Source organism: Pseudonocardia sp. Cha107L01 (assembly GCF_052566575.1).
In genome coordinates, this window is sequence record NZ_CP199579.1 from 7,872,752 (window position 1) to 7,885,911 (window position 13,160).

14 protein-coding genes are annotated in these 13,160 nt (G+C 67.1%); 7 read left to right on the forward strand and 7 right to left on the reverse strand.

Annotated features, from left to right (window positions below; genetic code table 11):
- Positions 1-12: 12 nt before the first annotated feature.
- Together ACTXG6_RS37215 and ACTXG6_RS37220 are read right to left on the reverse strand one after the other, a co-directional pair.
- The gene (locus ACTXG6_RS37215; protein WP_445184008.1) at positions 13-534 is read right to left on the reverse strand and encodes an anthrone oxygenase family protein; all 522 of its coding nucleotides are present in this window, start codon (positions 532-534) and stop codon (positions 13-15) included.
- On the reverse strand, positions 531-1,358 hold the full coding sequence (locus ACTXG6_RS37220) for an NmrA family transcriptional regulator (protein ID WP_445184009.1): 828 nt from the start codon (positions 1,356-1,358) through the stop codon (positions 531-533). Before ACTXG6_RS37220 ends, ACTXG6_RS37215 begins: the two co-directional genes overlap by 4 nt.
- 119 nt (positions 1,359-1,477) lie before the next feature.
- On the opposite strand from ACTXG6_RS37220, the gene ACTXG6_RS37225 reads away from it, so the two are divergent.
- Positions 1,478-2,383 carry a LysR family transcriptional regulator gene (locus ACTXG6_RS37225; RefSeq protein WP_445184010.1) on the forward strand — a complete coding sequence of 302 codons (906 nt, stop codon included), beginning with the start codon at positions 1,478-1,480 and terminating at the stop codon, positions 2,381-2,383.
- Between the two features lie 466 nt (positions 2,384-2,849).
- Positions 2,850-3,128, forward strand: a complete 279-nt coding sequence (locus ACTXG6_RS37230) for an ABC transporter permease (RefSeq protein ID WP_445190205.1) — start codon at positions 2,850-2,852, stop codon at positions 3,126-3,128.
- A 215-nt stretch (positions 3,129-3,343) separates the two neighbouring features.
- On the opposite strand, the gene ACTXG6_RS37235 is transcribed toward ACTXG6_RS37230, so the two are convergent.
- Positions 3,344-3,667 carry a DUF5666 domain-containing protein gene (locus ACTXG6_RS37235; protein WP_445184011.1) on the reverse strand — a complete coding sequence of 108 codons (324 nt, stop codon included), beginning with the start codon at positions 3,665-3,667 and terminating at the stop codon, positions 3,344-3,346.
- A gap of 766 nt (positions 3,668-4,433) precedes the next feature.
- On the opposite strand from ACTXG6_RS37235, the gene ACTXG6_RS37240 reads away from it, so the two are divergent.
- The gene (locus ACTXG6_RS37240) at positions 4,434-5,603 is read left to right on the forward strand and encodes an IS110 family transposase (RefSeq protein WP_445183996.1); all 1,170 of its coding nucleotides are present in this window, start codon (positions 4,434-4,436) and stop codon (positions 5,601-5,603) included.
- A gap of 45 nt (positions 5,604-5,648) precedes the next feature.
- On the opposite strand, the gene ACTXG6_RS37245 is transcribed toward ACTXG6_RS37240, so the two are convergent.
- Complete coding sequence (locus ACTXG6_RS37245) at positions 5,649-6,023, reverse strand: transposase (protein ID WP_445184012.1); 375 nt, start codon at positions 6,021-6,023, stop codon at positions 5,649-5,651.
- Between ACTXG6_RS37245 and ACTXG6_RS37250 the strand changes: the two genes are divergently transcribed.
- Positions 6,013-6,540: a hypothetical protein gene (locus ACTXG6_RS37250; protein WP_445184013.1), complete on the forward strand. Its 528-nt coding sequence runs from the start codon at positions 6,013-6,015 to the stop codon at positions 6,538-6,540. The genes ACTXG6_RS37245 and ACTXG6_RS37250 overlap by 11 nt on opposite strands.
- A gap of 75 nt (positions 6,541-6,615) precedes the next feature.
- On the forward strand, positions 6,616-7,770 hold the full coding sequence (locus tag ACTXG6_RS37255; protein ID WP_445184014.1) for a serine hydrolase domain-containing protein: 1,155 nt from the start codon (positions 6,616-6,618) through the stop codon (positions 7,768-7,770).
- 451 nt (positions 7,771-8,221) lie between these two features.
- Here the strand turns inward: ACTXG6_RS37255 and ACTXG6_RS37260 are convergent, their stop codons facing one another.
- From ACTXG6_RS37260 to ACTXG6_RS37270, 3 genes are all read right to left on the reverse strand, one after another.
- Positions 8,222-9,199 (reverse strand): isocitrate/isopropylmalate family dehydrogenase, encoded by a 978-nt coding sequence (locus ACTXG6_RS37260; RefSeq protein ID WP_445190206.1) that lies wholly within the window; start codon positions 9,197-9,199, stop codon positions 8,222-8,224.
- A gap of 16 nt (positions 9,200-9,215) precedes the next feature.
- The gene (locus ACTXG6_RS37265; protein ID WP_445184015.1) at positions 9,216-9,392 is read right to left on the reverse strand and encodes an ATP-binding cassette domain-containing protein; all 177 of its coding nucleotides are present in this window, start codon (positions 9,390-9,392) and stop codon (positions 9,216-9,218) included.
- 112 nt (positions 9,393-9,504) lie between these two features.
- Positions 9,505-9,960: a hypothetical protein gene (locus ACTXG6_RS37270; RefSeq protein ID WP_445184016.1), complete on the reverse strand. Its 456-nt coding sequence runs from the start codon at positions 9,958-9,960 to the stop codon at positions 9,505-9,507.
- Between the two features lie 479 nt (positions 9,961-10,439).
- Here ACTXG6_RS37270 and ACTXG6_RS37275 point away from each other — a divergent pair, with 479 nt between their 5' ends.
- Both ACTXG6_RS37275 and ACTXG6_RS37280 read left to right on the forward strand, forming a co-directional pair.
- Complete coding sequence (locus ACTXG6_RS37275) at positions 10,440-11,081, forward strand: HdeD family acid-resistance protein (RefSeq protein ID WP_445184017.1); 642 nt, start codon at positions 10,440-10,442, stop codon at positions 11,079-11,081.
- 240 nt (positions 11,082-11,321) lie between these two features.
- On the forward strand, positions 11,322-13,094 hold the full coding sequence (locus ACTXG6_RS37280) for a glycoside hydrolase family 13 protein (protein ID WP_445190207.1): 1,773 nt from the start codon (positions 11,322-11,324) through the stop codon (positions 13,092-13,094).
- Positions 13,095-13,160: the final 66 nt, after the last annotated feature.

A 13,160-nucleotide genomic window follows, 5' to 3' on the forward strand; every position in this document is an offset into this window, starting at 1 on the left:
GAGTCACACGTCTCACCCTTTTGAGCCCATAATCGCCACAGTCGAGCGTCCGAAGAGGACGAGTGCCCAGGCGAGCAGTCCGAACGCGCCTGTGGTGAGGATGGCGCGGGCGAGGTTCCAGGCGGCCCAGCTGGATTCGTTGAACTGTGCGCGGACCTGGGTGACGTCGATGTGGGCGGGGTCGCCGGCGGCCTCGATCGCGTCGTTGAGCGGCACGTTGACGGCGATGGTGATGAGGAAGGCGACGCAGTAGAGGACCAGCGCGGCGGCGATCCAGACCAAAGCTGTTGTGCCTCGGTTCGCCACCGTGGCGCCGATGGTGAGTACCAGGGCGCCGAGGAATGCGGTGATCATGAACCACGGATTGATGATCGCCCGGTCGATTTGCTGGAAGGCTGCGACGAAGGTGCGGTCGTCGGTCGCGCGCAGGCCGGGCATGATCGTGTGTGCGAACAGAACGAAGCTGCCCGCGGCGAATCCCATCGTCATGGTTGCGCCGAGCAGGGTGACCGCGCGCAGGGTGGTGCTGGTCATCGAGGGCTCCAGACTCCGCTGGCGGCGGTGTCACGGGCGTAGTCTGTGAAGTCGCGCGGGGGACGTCCGAGGGCGCGTTGCACGCCGTCGCACAGATGCGCGTTTCGGCCGTCGAGGACCTCGCCGAACACGTGGCTCAGCGCGGCCACCACATCGGCCTGCACGCCGTGCTCGGTCGCCCCGGCGGCATAGTCCTCGACGCTGACCCGGATGTACTGGATGGACCGGCCGGTCGCGGCCGCGATCTCACCGACCGCGTCGGCGAAGGTGAGCAGGCGTGGCCCTGTCAGCTCGTAGAGCTCGCCGGCGTGCCCGTCCTCGGTCAGGGCCGCCGCCGCCACCTCCGCGATGTCGTCGGCGTCGACGAACGGCTCGCCCACCTCGCCGGCGGGCAGCGCGACCTCGCCGGCGAGCACCGAGTCGAGCAGGAAGTCCTCATGGAAGTTCTGGTTGAACCAGGCGCATCGCACGACGGTCACCTCGCCGCCGCTGTCGCGTACCGCCTGCTCGCACTGCCGTGCGCCTTCCTCCCCACGCCCGGACAACAGCACCAGCCGCCGCGCGCCGCTGGTCACGGCGACCCGGGCGAACTCACCGACGGTGTCGGCCGCGCCGGGGGCCGCGATGTCGGGGAAATAGGAGATATAGACCGCGCCGACCCCGTCCAGCGCGGCGGGCCAGGTGTCGGGCCGCTGCCAATGGAACGGCACTCCGGCGGTGCGGGAGCCGACCCGCACCGGCAGGTCGCGCCTGGTCAAGCGGGTCACCACGCGGCGGCCGGTCTTGCCGGTTCCGCCGAGAACGAGGGTTGGTTGGTCGGTCATTGTCGGGTTCCTTTCGGTGTTGCGCCTGTGGGCCAACCTTCGGTCTTGCCGCCAGGGCGAACAACGACAACACTCGCACCGAGCATTAACCCCGGTGTTAATGACAGTGGGGGTGGAGGATGGAGCGGCGCGATATCGAGATCTTCCTGACGGTCGCGCAAGAGCTGCATTTCAGTCGCGCCGCTGCGCGGCTGCATGTGACCCCGGCCCGGGTCACTCAGTCGATCAAGCTCATGGAACGACGAATCGGCGCCGCGTTGTTCGAGCGCACCAGCCGTCGGGTGGCGTTGACCCCCATCGGGCAGCGCCTCTACGACGATCTACACCCGGCCCACGAACAGCTGGTCGCGGGTATCGAGCGGGCGATACTCGCCGGTCGTGAGGTCCGTGGCACGTTGCGGGTCGGGTTCGCCGGCGCCGCCGCCGGACAGTTCATCCTCGCGGTCACCCGACAGTTCACCACCAGCTACCCCGATTGTGATGTTCAGATCCGGGAGAACCAGGTCAACGACGCGTTCAGGCTGCTCCGCGACGGTGAGATCGATCTGCTGTTCACCACCCTGCCCATCGTCGAGCCGGACCTGGCTACCAGCGAGGTCATCCTGTGCGAGAACCCGCTTCTCGCGGTCTGCGCCCGGCACCCCTTCGCCCGGCGTGAGTCGGTGTCGCTGACCGACCTTGCCCGCGCGACCGTGCTGCGATCTCCCAAAGCGCTGCCGCGGTACTGGGACAAAGCGATCGTCACCGGTGGCGGGGCATTCGCCGAGCGCGGGCCCGCGTTCAGCACGATCCAGGAGATGCTCGCCCTCGTCGGCGCCGACGCGGGGGTGTATCCGGTGCCCGAGCAGGCGCGTCACTACTACGCCCGCCCGGACGTCACCTACCTGCCGATCCGCGACGCCCCGCCCTGGGAATGGGTGCTCGTCCGAGTCACAGCCGCTGAGACCGGGCGAACGCGGGAATTCACCCGAGCCGCGCGCGACCTGGCCCGCACCGGCGCCGGCACGTTGAACCCCCCGGGCTGAGGGCCGGGTTTTGCTGGTGAGCACGGTGCTGGACGGGTTGTTGCTCATCCTGCGGGCTCGGCCCGAGTCATTGGACCATCACGGTGTGGACGTCGTGGATGTCCTCCAGACTCCTCGCTGCCCTCGTGCTCGCCCCCGCCACCTGCCTGACCAGCGCGATCACCTGGTCGCACTGGCGCCGCCGCCGACTACACCACGCCCGAACCTGCCACTACCGACGTCGAGGCCAACGACCGCCGCACTGACAGCCACCTGCCGTTGCAGTACTAGCCCCTGATAGGACCGCCGCGTCCGTGAAAGGTGCCTTGACCCCGGCCAGTCTGCCCATTGACCGGCTCCAAGACCGGGGCCGCCGGCCAGAACGCCCATGCGGTGGTGGTGCAGACCCCCGCCAAGAAATTCCTGTCCGCGACCGTCACCGGCACCATCGTGAACTGGTTCCAAACCAACAATCGGTTGCTGAACGCTGGGTCATACTTTCACCGAAACCCAGGCCAGCAGCGGCGCTCACGTCGCGGTCGTGGGCCCCTCCATCGCCGAAGTACTGTTCGGTTCCGATACGGCTGCGGTCGGCAAAACGATCAGGATCGGTTTCCTGCCCTTCCGGATCCTCGGCGTCATGAAGGACTACGGCTCCAACTTAAACAACAATGTGGTCATGCCCGAGACCGCCGCCCGTGTCCAGGACCGCCGCCAGCGCCCTCGCCTCATTCAGCCCGATCGGGGATTGTCCGCTCTCCAGTAGCGCCAACTCACCGGGGGTCATCGCTGCGCCGGTGGTCGCCTGCACCGCGGCGGCCAGCGATTCCAGCGGGATCCCGATCTCCACGCGCAGCGCTCTGACCCGGGCACCGAACACCGCGTCAGGGGAACGATCGCTGTGTCGCATAGATCACACGCTACGACTCTAACCTCGGCACCACCAGGTGAACCACGGCAACCAACACGAGTGGTGCGTGGTCAACCGAGGGGGTTGGAAGCGCTGGACACTCGGCTTGCGGTGATGGCTGTGCCCGACATGGTCCCTGCGACGTGGGCTATGTCCCCGACCCTGAATTGGTCCTTGGTGGCGGGATCAGTCTTGGTGCCGAACGCGGTCGCGTTGGTGATGATGACGGTGTAGGTCTGGCCGGTTGCCGTTAACACGGTCCAGGTTGATCCGTTCTCGGCTGTGATCGGGCCCGCTACGCGCGGGTGCCTGACAACCCCGGCGGCCGACGAGGTGGTCGGGGCGGGCGCGTTCGAGGAGGATGAACAGCCGGACAGTGCCAGTACAAGCGTCACCAGCGCGACCGCTGTCCTAGCGGTGAGTCGGGGATTCGCTCGGGGCAGCGCTGGGCGGTGGGAGGGGACCACTCGAGGCCTCCGTTGGTCGTGCAGCGACAAACTTGCTATCGGTACGGATAACGAGCACGGCTCGGTCCCGATGTGTACTGCCGCAGCCCGCAGGTCTCGTGGGCCGGCCGCCTTGCCCGTCCGTGCAGGTGGCGCGTCGAGGCGATCTTCCGGTGACCAAGTCTGGCCACTTCTATCCGCTCGGTCTGGTCCGTGACGCTGACCTGGATGTTTTCTGGGCTACGCAGCGACGAGATCGCCCTGCTGCGGGTCGGCTGTGTCCGCTGGCGACGCGATCGGCGGCGACTCCGGCCAGATCTTGGCGCGCGACGTGGTCTGCCTGCTCGACACACTACGAATAAGACCGGCACGGCGTTCGCCAAGCCGACAGATCCGATCCTCGGGCAGGCCCTCGACACTTGGCAGGCGACCCGGCGACTCAGCAGCGGACGCTCGATGGGCGCACTGAGCTTCCCGACTTGTATGTAGTCACCGGTTGGTTGGCGGGATGATCACTGGCCATAGCCTTCCGGAGGTGCCGGGTCGGGATCGCTCGTGAGCTTCCTGCCGCCCTTGAGGGGCTGGCTCCCCGGGGGTTTGTGGCCTGACCCGGCACCGGCCGCGGTCTGGCTCAACAGAGGTATGGGTTTCACAGGCTGAAAGTCGGAGTGCCGGCCGCGGCTTCCTTGTCGGTGATGGAGAGGAACGCGGTCTGATGGTCGTGATCGGAGTCGACCCGCACAAGTCCAGCCACACGGCGACAGCCCTGGATGCGGGCACCCATAAGACGCTGGAGACAGTGCGCGTCGAGGCGACGCTGGCGGAGTATCGGCGTTTGTTGAGCTGGGCGAAGCGGTTCACAGAACGCCGGTGGGCGGTGGAGAATGCCCGTGGGCTGGGCCGCCATCTTGCGCAGTGGCTGGTGGCGCGGGGCGAGACCGTGGCGGACGTACCGGCCACGGCAACCGCTCGGGTTCGGGAGCTGTCTCGGGGTGGCCGCCGCAAGAACGACACCCTCGACGCCGCGGCGGCGGCCTGTGTCGCCGCCCTGCACGGCGACGCGGCCCCGGTCGTGGCCGAGGACGCATCGACGGTGCTGGCAATGCTCGACGAGCGTCGCACCAACCTGACCCAGCAGCGCACCCGCACGGTCAACCAGCTGCATGCGGTGCTGCGTGAACTACTGCCCGGCGGGGCGTCCACCGACCTATCCGCGGATCAGGCGGCCGCGGCGCTCAGCCGGATCAGACCGGCATCGCGCGTGGAGCACGCTCGGAAAGACCTGGCCCGTGACCTGGTGGCCGACATCCGAGCTCTCGACGCCCGCCTCAAAGCCAACAAACAACACATGCAAACGTCGGTCGCGGAGTCCGAAACCAGCCTGACCGCGATCATCGGCGTCGGCCCCGTCGTGGCGACACGGCTGCTCGGCCGCACCGCACGCGCATCGCGGTTCCCCACCGCCAGTACCTTCGCCGCATATACAGGCGTCGCGCCGATCGAGATCGCCAGCGGCGACAAGGCACGGCATCGGTTGTCACGCCAAGGCGACCGCAAGCTCAACAACGCGCTCCACACGATCGCCCTGACCCAGGTGCGCATGCCCGGCACCCGCGGACGTCTCTACTACGACCGCAAGATCGCCGAAGGCAAGACCCACAACGAGGCCATGCGCGCCCTGAAACGGCGCCTGGCCGACCACGTCTGGCATGTCATGCTCGCCGACGAACGCCGACAAACACAAGCGGCAGGCCCGGGAGGACACCCGGGGGCGACTCTGACATCCAGCGCGGCTGACTCGACCCCTACCGCCAGCTCTTCGGAAAAGTCACTTCCCGGACCCACCGAGGACGACCTTACCCACCCCGACGAATCCGGAAGTTGACAAACACAGAGGAACCCCCGAGGCACGGACACCTCCGGTGTGGGGTCAGCGTTCCTGGTCTGACCGGGTGCGGAGGGTCTCGAAGGTGATCGGGTTGTGCATTCCGATGCTGGAATGGCGCCTGTTGGGATTGTACCAGCACTCTATCCATTCGAATACCGCGTTGGCAAGCTCGTCGCGTGCCTGCCACTGTTTCGAGTCGAGTAGTTCCAGTTGCATCGTTCCCCAGAACGATTCCATCATCGCATTATCGTAACAATCGCCGATCGTGCCCATTGAGGCGAGCAGTCCGGCCTCGCGGAGCCGTTTCCCGAAGGCCCATGAGGTGAATTGAGAGCCGTGGTCGGAGTGCAGCACGGTCCGACCATCGGCGCCTTCTGTGTCCGGTATCGGTTTCGCCCACCAGTTGGTGATCGCCATCTTCGGCGGCACCGCCCCCCTGATCGCCGCAGCGTTCGTCGGCGCCGGGCACCCCACGTACGTTGCTCTCTACATGATCGTGATCGTCGCTGTCTGCCTCGCCGTCTACTTCACGCTCCCGGAGACCGGCAGCAAGACGCTGCGAGCGACCGTCGCGCTGAAGGACCCGGAGATCGTGGAAGGTGAGCTAACGGCGCGCTTCCGTGGTGGTCTCGAAGCAGTCCGCACGATGCCTGGCGGCCACGCATGGGCTGAGGTGATCCAGAAGACTCCCGAAGTCGACCGACACTTCGCCATCCATGACGGTCACCTGATGCACCTCAACGAGGCCGACCAGGCCGCCTGGGGACAAGGCGGCAGCTCGATCATCACGGACGTGACCTTCACCGGCGGCGCTGGACGACTTCGAGGAGTGGTCGAGGCCTACGCCGAGCAAGGCGTTACCGAACTCGCGGTCATGACCTCTGGACCAGACATCCCAGGGGAGCTCGAGCGCTACGTCAACGCGCTCGCATGAGCCCGGATCGTGCATGTGAAACAGTTGCGGTCCCGGCATCGCTGGGACCGCCGCACAGCGACCGAGGGAGAACTGATGGCTTTCGATGGGTCCGCGATCGATCAGCTACTGACGGGCGCCGTTGAGAACGGCACGTACGAGGGTGTGGTGGCGACCGTGGTCGACCGCGACGGCGTCCTCTACGAGGGCTCGGCCGGCACGGCGAGCCCCGACACGATGTTCCGCAACGCCTCGATGACCAAGGCCGTCGCGACGACCGCGGCACTGCAGTTGCTCGAACAGGGCCAGATCGCCCTTGACCAGCCGGTCGAGGAGATCCTGCCCGAGTTCGCCGAGCTTCAGGTGCTCGAGGCCGACGGCAGCCTGCGTCCGCCCGCGAGCAAGGCGACGATCCGCCAGCTGATGACGCACACCGCCGGCCTTGGCTATTTCTTCCTCAACGAGGGTCTGCTCACCTACTGCGGCGCCAACAGCCTGCCCAGCCCTCTGAGCGGCGAGAAGGCGTCGCTGACCGCCCCGCTGGTCAACGACCCGGGCACGGTCTGGGAGTACGGCGTCAACATCGACTGGCTCGGTCTGGTCGTCGAGAAGGTCAGCGGGCGCAGCCTCGGCGCCTACCTGGCAGAGCACGTCTGGGGGCCGCTCGGCATGAGCGATTCGACGTTCTCGCCCAGCGACGCGCAGCGCTCGCGGCTGATACCGATCCGCACGCGCGCCGCCGACGGCTCACTTCAGCCCACCGACCTCGACCTGCCGGCCGAGTTCGACTGGGAGGCCGGCGGCCACGGCTCCTACGGCACCGCCCGCGACTACGGCCGCTTCATCCGCGGTTGGCTCCGCGACGGCGAGCTCAACGACACGCGCATCCTCAAGCCCGAGACCGTCGAGCTCGCGCTGCAGGACCACATCGAGGGCATCCCAATGCCCGAGATCATGAAGTCCTGCATGCCCGAGCTGTCCAACGACGTCCCGTCGCTGCCGTTCCCGCAGGGCTGGGGCCTCGGCTTCCACCTCACAAAGGCCGACCTGCCCGGCATGCGCAGCGCCGGGACCGGTGACTGGGCGGGGATCTTCAACACCTACTACTGGATCGACCGCTCCGCAGGCGTTGGCGGAGCGATCATGACCCAGGTCCTGCCGTTCTTCGACGCGAAGGTCGTCGAGGCGCTGCTCGCCTTCGAGGTCGCGGTCTACGCGCAGCTCCGCGCCGCCGTGGCGGCTCATGGTTGACCGCGATCTACGTACGCGAGTTGACCTCGCGACCGCATGGGCCGGGGGCGAACGTGGTGGCGATCGACTCGGGATCGGGGCTAGCGAACGCCACCATCCAGCAGCGTCTGGGTCGATGAGGACTTCGATGGTGCGCATGTTGCGGGAGAAGTAGCCGGGCGCAGGCCATGCGGTGAGGGCATTGCTCGAAGAAGGTGTAAGTGCACACCGCGGGCTCGCGGCAGCGTCCGCTCGACGCTGTTCAAGGTCGGTCGCTGGCTGCAGGCCGAGCACCCCGACGAGCTGGACGCGGCAGACCTGCGCAGCATGGGTCGCCGCGCTGGACCGCATGTCGGTGGGTGACTACGTCCAGCGCACCGCCGGGCTCACAGACCGCCTCGGCAAACCGCTTGAGGCGGCCTCGAAGTCTCTCGGGCATCCGCCGCTGTGCATCCGCGGCAGCTTCGGAGTTTCAGACACTGGTCAGTTCGGGAGAGAGCTGGCTGATGACAGCCTGTGTCACGTCCTCTGTGCTGTCCGTGCCGCCGAGATCCGGGGTGTGTGGGCCTTGCCGAATGGCGGCGACCACGGCGGCGTTGATCGCGGTGGCCGCGGCGATCGCCCGGTCATCGGCTCGGCGCTGGCCGACCCAGTCCAGCAGCATCGCGGCGGAGAGGACGGTGGCGAGCGGATCGGCCAAGCCCCGCCCTGCCAGGTCCGGCGCGCTGCCGTGGCAAGGCTGGAACAACGCGTGGGCGACGCCGATCTCCGCGGACGGTGACAGCCCGATCCCGCCAATCAGACCGGCGGCGAGCTCGGAAACGATGTCGCCGAGGAGGTTCTCGGTGACCACGACGTCGAAGCGGTCCGGGTCGAGGATCATCAGCATCGACGCCGAGTCCACGTAGAGCCGCTCCGTGGTGATCTCGGGGTGGCGGACGGCGACCTCGTCGAAGATCTTGCGCAGGAAAACGAAACTGGGCAGCGCGTTCGATTTGTCCAGCAGCGTCACCGTGCCCTGACTGCCGGCGGCCCGGCGCTTCTTGGCCCGCTCGAACGCAAGCTCGAAGAGCCGCTCGCTGGTGGCCCGCGTGATGGTCAGCCGGTCGGTGACGCTCTCGTCCGGGACGACAATCGGGTCGTTGCGGTGGGCGAACAGACCCTCGCTGGTTTCCCGGATGACCTCCATGCTGACCTTGCCCGAGCGCAGGGTCCGCAGGATGCCCTCGAACTGCTGGATGGGGCGGATGCTGGCGTAGAGCTGGAAGTGCTCGCGCAGTTCGAGCTGGGGGGCCACCTCGCGACCATCCTCCTGTCGAACGTCCGGCAGGCCCATCGCTCCGAAGAGCATGGCGTCGGCCTTGCCGAGCTCGTCCATCACCTCAGAGCTGATGCCCACTCCGGAGCGGCGGTAGAACTCGGCGCCGGCCTCGTATGAGGCGTATCGCAGCTGGTCTCGTGGTGACTCACTGTAACGTGCTCTTGCCGACGCCGTTGCGGCCGAGGACGGCGACGTATTCCCCGGGGCGGATCGACGTGGTGAGCCCGCGAGCCTGCCACTTGCGCTCGGGTGTGACATGAAGCTTCGCTCTGCGACCCACCACGCGAATCCGCGCCCGAGCCGCGCCCGAGAAGACCAACACCCGTCAACACGACGCAACACCCACCGACACACCCCACCGGGCGAGACCAGCCAGAACGGCACATCACGACACCGAGCGACACAGCCCGACACCTCCGGACGCTGACTCTTAATCAGCGGGTTCGGTCGATGCCCAGCCGTGTGGTTAGTGCACAACTCCCCCCTCGGACACCAGCACTATTCACCCGCCTCCCTAGGCGCACACTAACGTCAGCCGCCTTTTCCCTCGGCTCGTAGAGAACCTGCAGGTTAATGCCTGTGTACAGGTTGGCCAGGCTGTCCCGCTTGGCTTCGGATAGCGCCGCGCCCACGTTGCCGAGCGAATCGATCATCGCGTAGACCTCGGCGCCGGTGAGCAGATTCGGGACGGGCGCACGCTCGAGCTCACCCCGCGCCGCAGCCCGCTCCCGCTGTGCCTCGTTGATCACATCAACCAACGCGACGGGATCAACTCCGGACGCGATCGCCTCCTGGAGTCGCCGTAACCGGGTCTCAGCATCAGCAACTCTCCGCTTGCACATCTCCCGCCCGGGCGTGCCTGCCTCCGGGTTGTCCTGTGAGGCGACCAACGCCGTTACCGTCTGCTCAACATTGCCCGATCGAACAAGTGCCCGATCCAGCCGTTGACGGCATCTCTGATCGGATCCTCACGCAGGTACACCGCCGGAGGATGAGACTCAAGCGCCCGCGAGCCTGGGGTGGGAGTCCGTGCCGGACACCGGGCCGACGCGAGCGGACAACACGATCGGGATTGGCTCGCCGGAACCGGACCACATGCCCAGCCGCCACGTCGGCAGGATCGAGCAGCCGGTGGCCTGCGCGACTGAGTGACTGAGAGCTGCTTCAAGGACCCAGCCACGAGTTCACGGGGTCTGCGCCGGCACGTGCGGGGGCCGGCGTCGGTGGTGCCGGCCAGGTTCGACCCCGAAGGGCCAGCCGCCCGCCGCGGATTGCGCCCGGCGGCACGGTTCGACCGGCGGCGGGGCCGTTAGCGTGGTTGGGGATACAGCGGATTTCGTCCCGATCCCTGCCCGTCCAGGAGAGTTCGATGTCGGAGCAGCAACGAGTCACCGGCGCCACCGCCCCGGTCGCCGATCCGGAGAGGCTGTGGCCACCGATGGCGTTCCGCGCCGCGTTGGCGCTGAGCTTCGGGTTCGCCGCGCTGCTCTGGCCGGACATCACCGTGCTCGCGCTCGCGCTGCTATTCGGCGCGTGGTCGCTGGTGGACGGGGTGTCCTTCCTGGTCACGGGGCTGCGCATGGCCCGCGCGCACGCCGACGGGCGGGAGTGGCTGCCGTGGCTGGTCGCCGGACTGCTCGGCATCGCAGCCGCCGCCGTCACCGTGCTGTGGCTGACGATCACCGTGGTCGCGCTCAGTGTCCTGGTCGCCGTGCTACTGGTCGGCGTTGGCGTGGCCGAGATCGTCCTCGCGGTGCGGGTGCGCACGGCGGTCCGAGGTGAGGTGTTCGTGCTGATCGCCGGGATCCTCGCCGTCGCCGGCGGCCTGGCGATCGCGGTCTGGCCCCAGCCGGAGGCCATGACGCTGGCCATGGTGCTCGGCGGCTACGCGATCGCGGCCGGCATCCTGCACCTCCTGGGCGCGATGCGGCTGCGCGGCCTGACGCGGGGCGACCGCGCGGACGTCCGTTCCGAGTCGGCCACCGGGCGAGCCCAGCCGCGCAGCCCGTGAGTGTCGTGGGGTGTGCCTGTGTACCTAGAGGAGAGAACGGAGAGGATGCCTCGACGAGGTGGTTATCGCCGAGGCATCCTCTCCGGCCCTCGGCTAGGCCCCGAGCGGCGATCGCTGTCCACAACGACGCCGAGTGGGGCCATTTCAAACCGCCAGAGCCAGAGTGGGCATTGAAACTGATCGCCGACGTCTCGAGTGACAACCCGTTCTCAGGAGGCGATTGTGTGTGCTTTGGCGGAGGTGCCCGGGCCGGGCGCGGTGACAGGCGCCGGCTCGCAGAGTCCAGCGTCGGCCGATCAATGGTGGAAGAGCGCTGTCGTCTACCAGATCTATCCACGCAGCTTCGCCGACTCGAACTCCGACGGGGTGGGTGACATCAGGGGCATCACGGCCAAGCTGGACTACCTGGTGAAGTTGGGCGTCGACGTGCTGTGGCTATCGCCGGTCTATCCGTCGCCCCAGGCCGACCACGGCTACGACATCAGCGACTACCAGGACATCGACCCGCTCTTCGGCAGCTTGGAGGATCTCGACACGCTGCTGCACGCCGCGCACCAGCGAGGTACGCGCCTGATCATGGATCTTGTCGTGAATCACACGTCCGACCAACATCCCTGGTTCGTGGAGTCCCGGTCGGGCACAACCAGTCCAAGGCGAGATTGGTACTGGTGGCGGCCGCCGCGATATGGCATGCAACCGGGTGCTCCCGGAGCGGAACCGACGAACTGGAGTTCGATTTTCTCAGGCTCGGCATGGCAGCTCGACGACGATTCGGGTGAGTATTACCTGCACCTGTTCTCCCGGAAGCAACCCGACCTCAATTGGGAGAACGCCGAGGTCCGCCATGCCGTGTATGCGATGATGCGCTGGTGGCTGGACCGTGGAATAGATGGATTCCGCATGGACGTCATCAACCTGATCTCCAAGAATCCAAGTCTGCCCGACGGGCATCACCTGCCCCACCAGCCGTATGCCGATGGATCCGAGCACTACGTGTGCGGGCCACGTATCCACGACTTCCTTCAGGAAATGCGCCATAACGTCTTCGCCGACCGGCCTGGAAAGTATCTGACGGTCGGTGAGATGCCCGGCGTGACGGTGGACGAGGGAAGGCTGTTCACTGACCCCGCGCGCGGCGAGGTGGACATGGTCTTCCAGTTCGAACACGTCCAGCTCGACCAGGGCGACACCAAATGGGACTACGTCGGACTCGACCTACGGGATCTCAAGGCGTCGTTCGGCCGCTGGCAGGCCGGGTTGGCCGAGGTCGGGTGGAACAGCCTGTACTGGAACAACCACGACCAGCCGAGGGTGGTGTCCCGTTACGGAGACGATGGGCGGTACCGGGTGGCCTCGGCGAAGATGCTCGCCACCGTCCTGCATCTGCATCGAGGCACCCCGTACATCTTCCAGGGCGAAGAATTGGGAATGACCAACGTTCCCTTCGAGACGTTGGACGAATTCCGCGACATCGAGGCGCTCAATCAATACGCCGAAATGACCGGGTCCAAGCTGGCCACACCTGACGAGGCACTCGCCGCGCTGCGGATCATGAGCCGGGACAATGGCCGCACACCGATGCAATGGGACGCCGGTCCATGGGCTGGTTTCAGCATGGCCCGACCGTGGATTCCGATCAATCCCAATTACACGGAGATCAACGCCGAGGCTGCCATAGTAGACCCCGACTCAGTTTTTCATCATTACCGCAAACTAATTGAGCTCCGGCACTCCGAGCCGGTGGTCGTGCACGGCAGTTTCCACATGCTGCTTCCGCACGACGAGCAGATCTACGCCTTCCTCAGGCGGCTGGGCGGCGTCGAACTCCTCGTCCTCGGGAATTTCTCCTCGGCCGACGCCGTCGTGGACCTGCCGGACGCGGCCGACTGGGCCGGCGCGGACCTGCTGCTGGGGACGCAGCCGGACCCGGAGCCGGGCGCGCCGCTCGTGCTGCGACCGTGGGAGGGACGGGTGTACCGGCGCGCGCGGGAGGTCGGCGCGGCAGGCCGGTGAACAGCGACGGCAAAGCGCGTCGCACATTCCGGTGGGTGGCCACCGGCCTGTGAAGTGGGTACCTGC

Coding starts and splice junctions, on each gene's coding strand:
- ACTXG6_RS37215 (WP_445184008.1), bottom strand. CDS start 534: ATGACCAGCACCACCCTGCGCGCGGTCACCCTGCTCGGCGCAACCATG.
- ACTXG6_RS37245 (WP_445184012.1), bottom strand. CDS start 6,023: ATGGCGATCACCAACTGGTGGGCGAAACCGATACCGGACACAGAAGGC.
- ACTXG6_RS37225 (WP_445184010.1), top strand. CDS start 1,478: ATGGAGCGGCGCGATATCGAGATCTTCCTGACGGTCGCGCAAGAGCTG.
- ACTXG6_RS37255 (WP_445184014.1), top strand. CDS start 6,616: ATGGCTTTCGATGGGTCCGCGATCGATCAGCTACTGACGGGCGCCGTT.
- ACTXG6_RS37275 (WP_445184017.1), top strand. CDS start 10,440: ATGTCGGAGCAGCAACGAGTCACCGGCGCCACCGCCCCGGTCGCCGAT.
- ACTXG6_RS37220 (WP_445184009.1), bottom strand. CDS start 1,358: ATGACCGACCAACCAACCCTCGTTCTCGGCGGAACCGGCAAGACCGGC.
- ACTXG6_RS37240 (WP_445183996.1), top strand. CDS start 4,434: ATGGTCGTGATCGGAGTCGACCCGCACAAGTCCAGCCACACGGCGACA.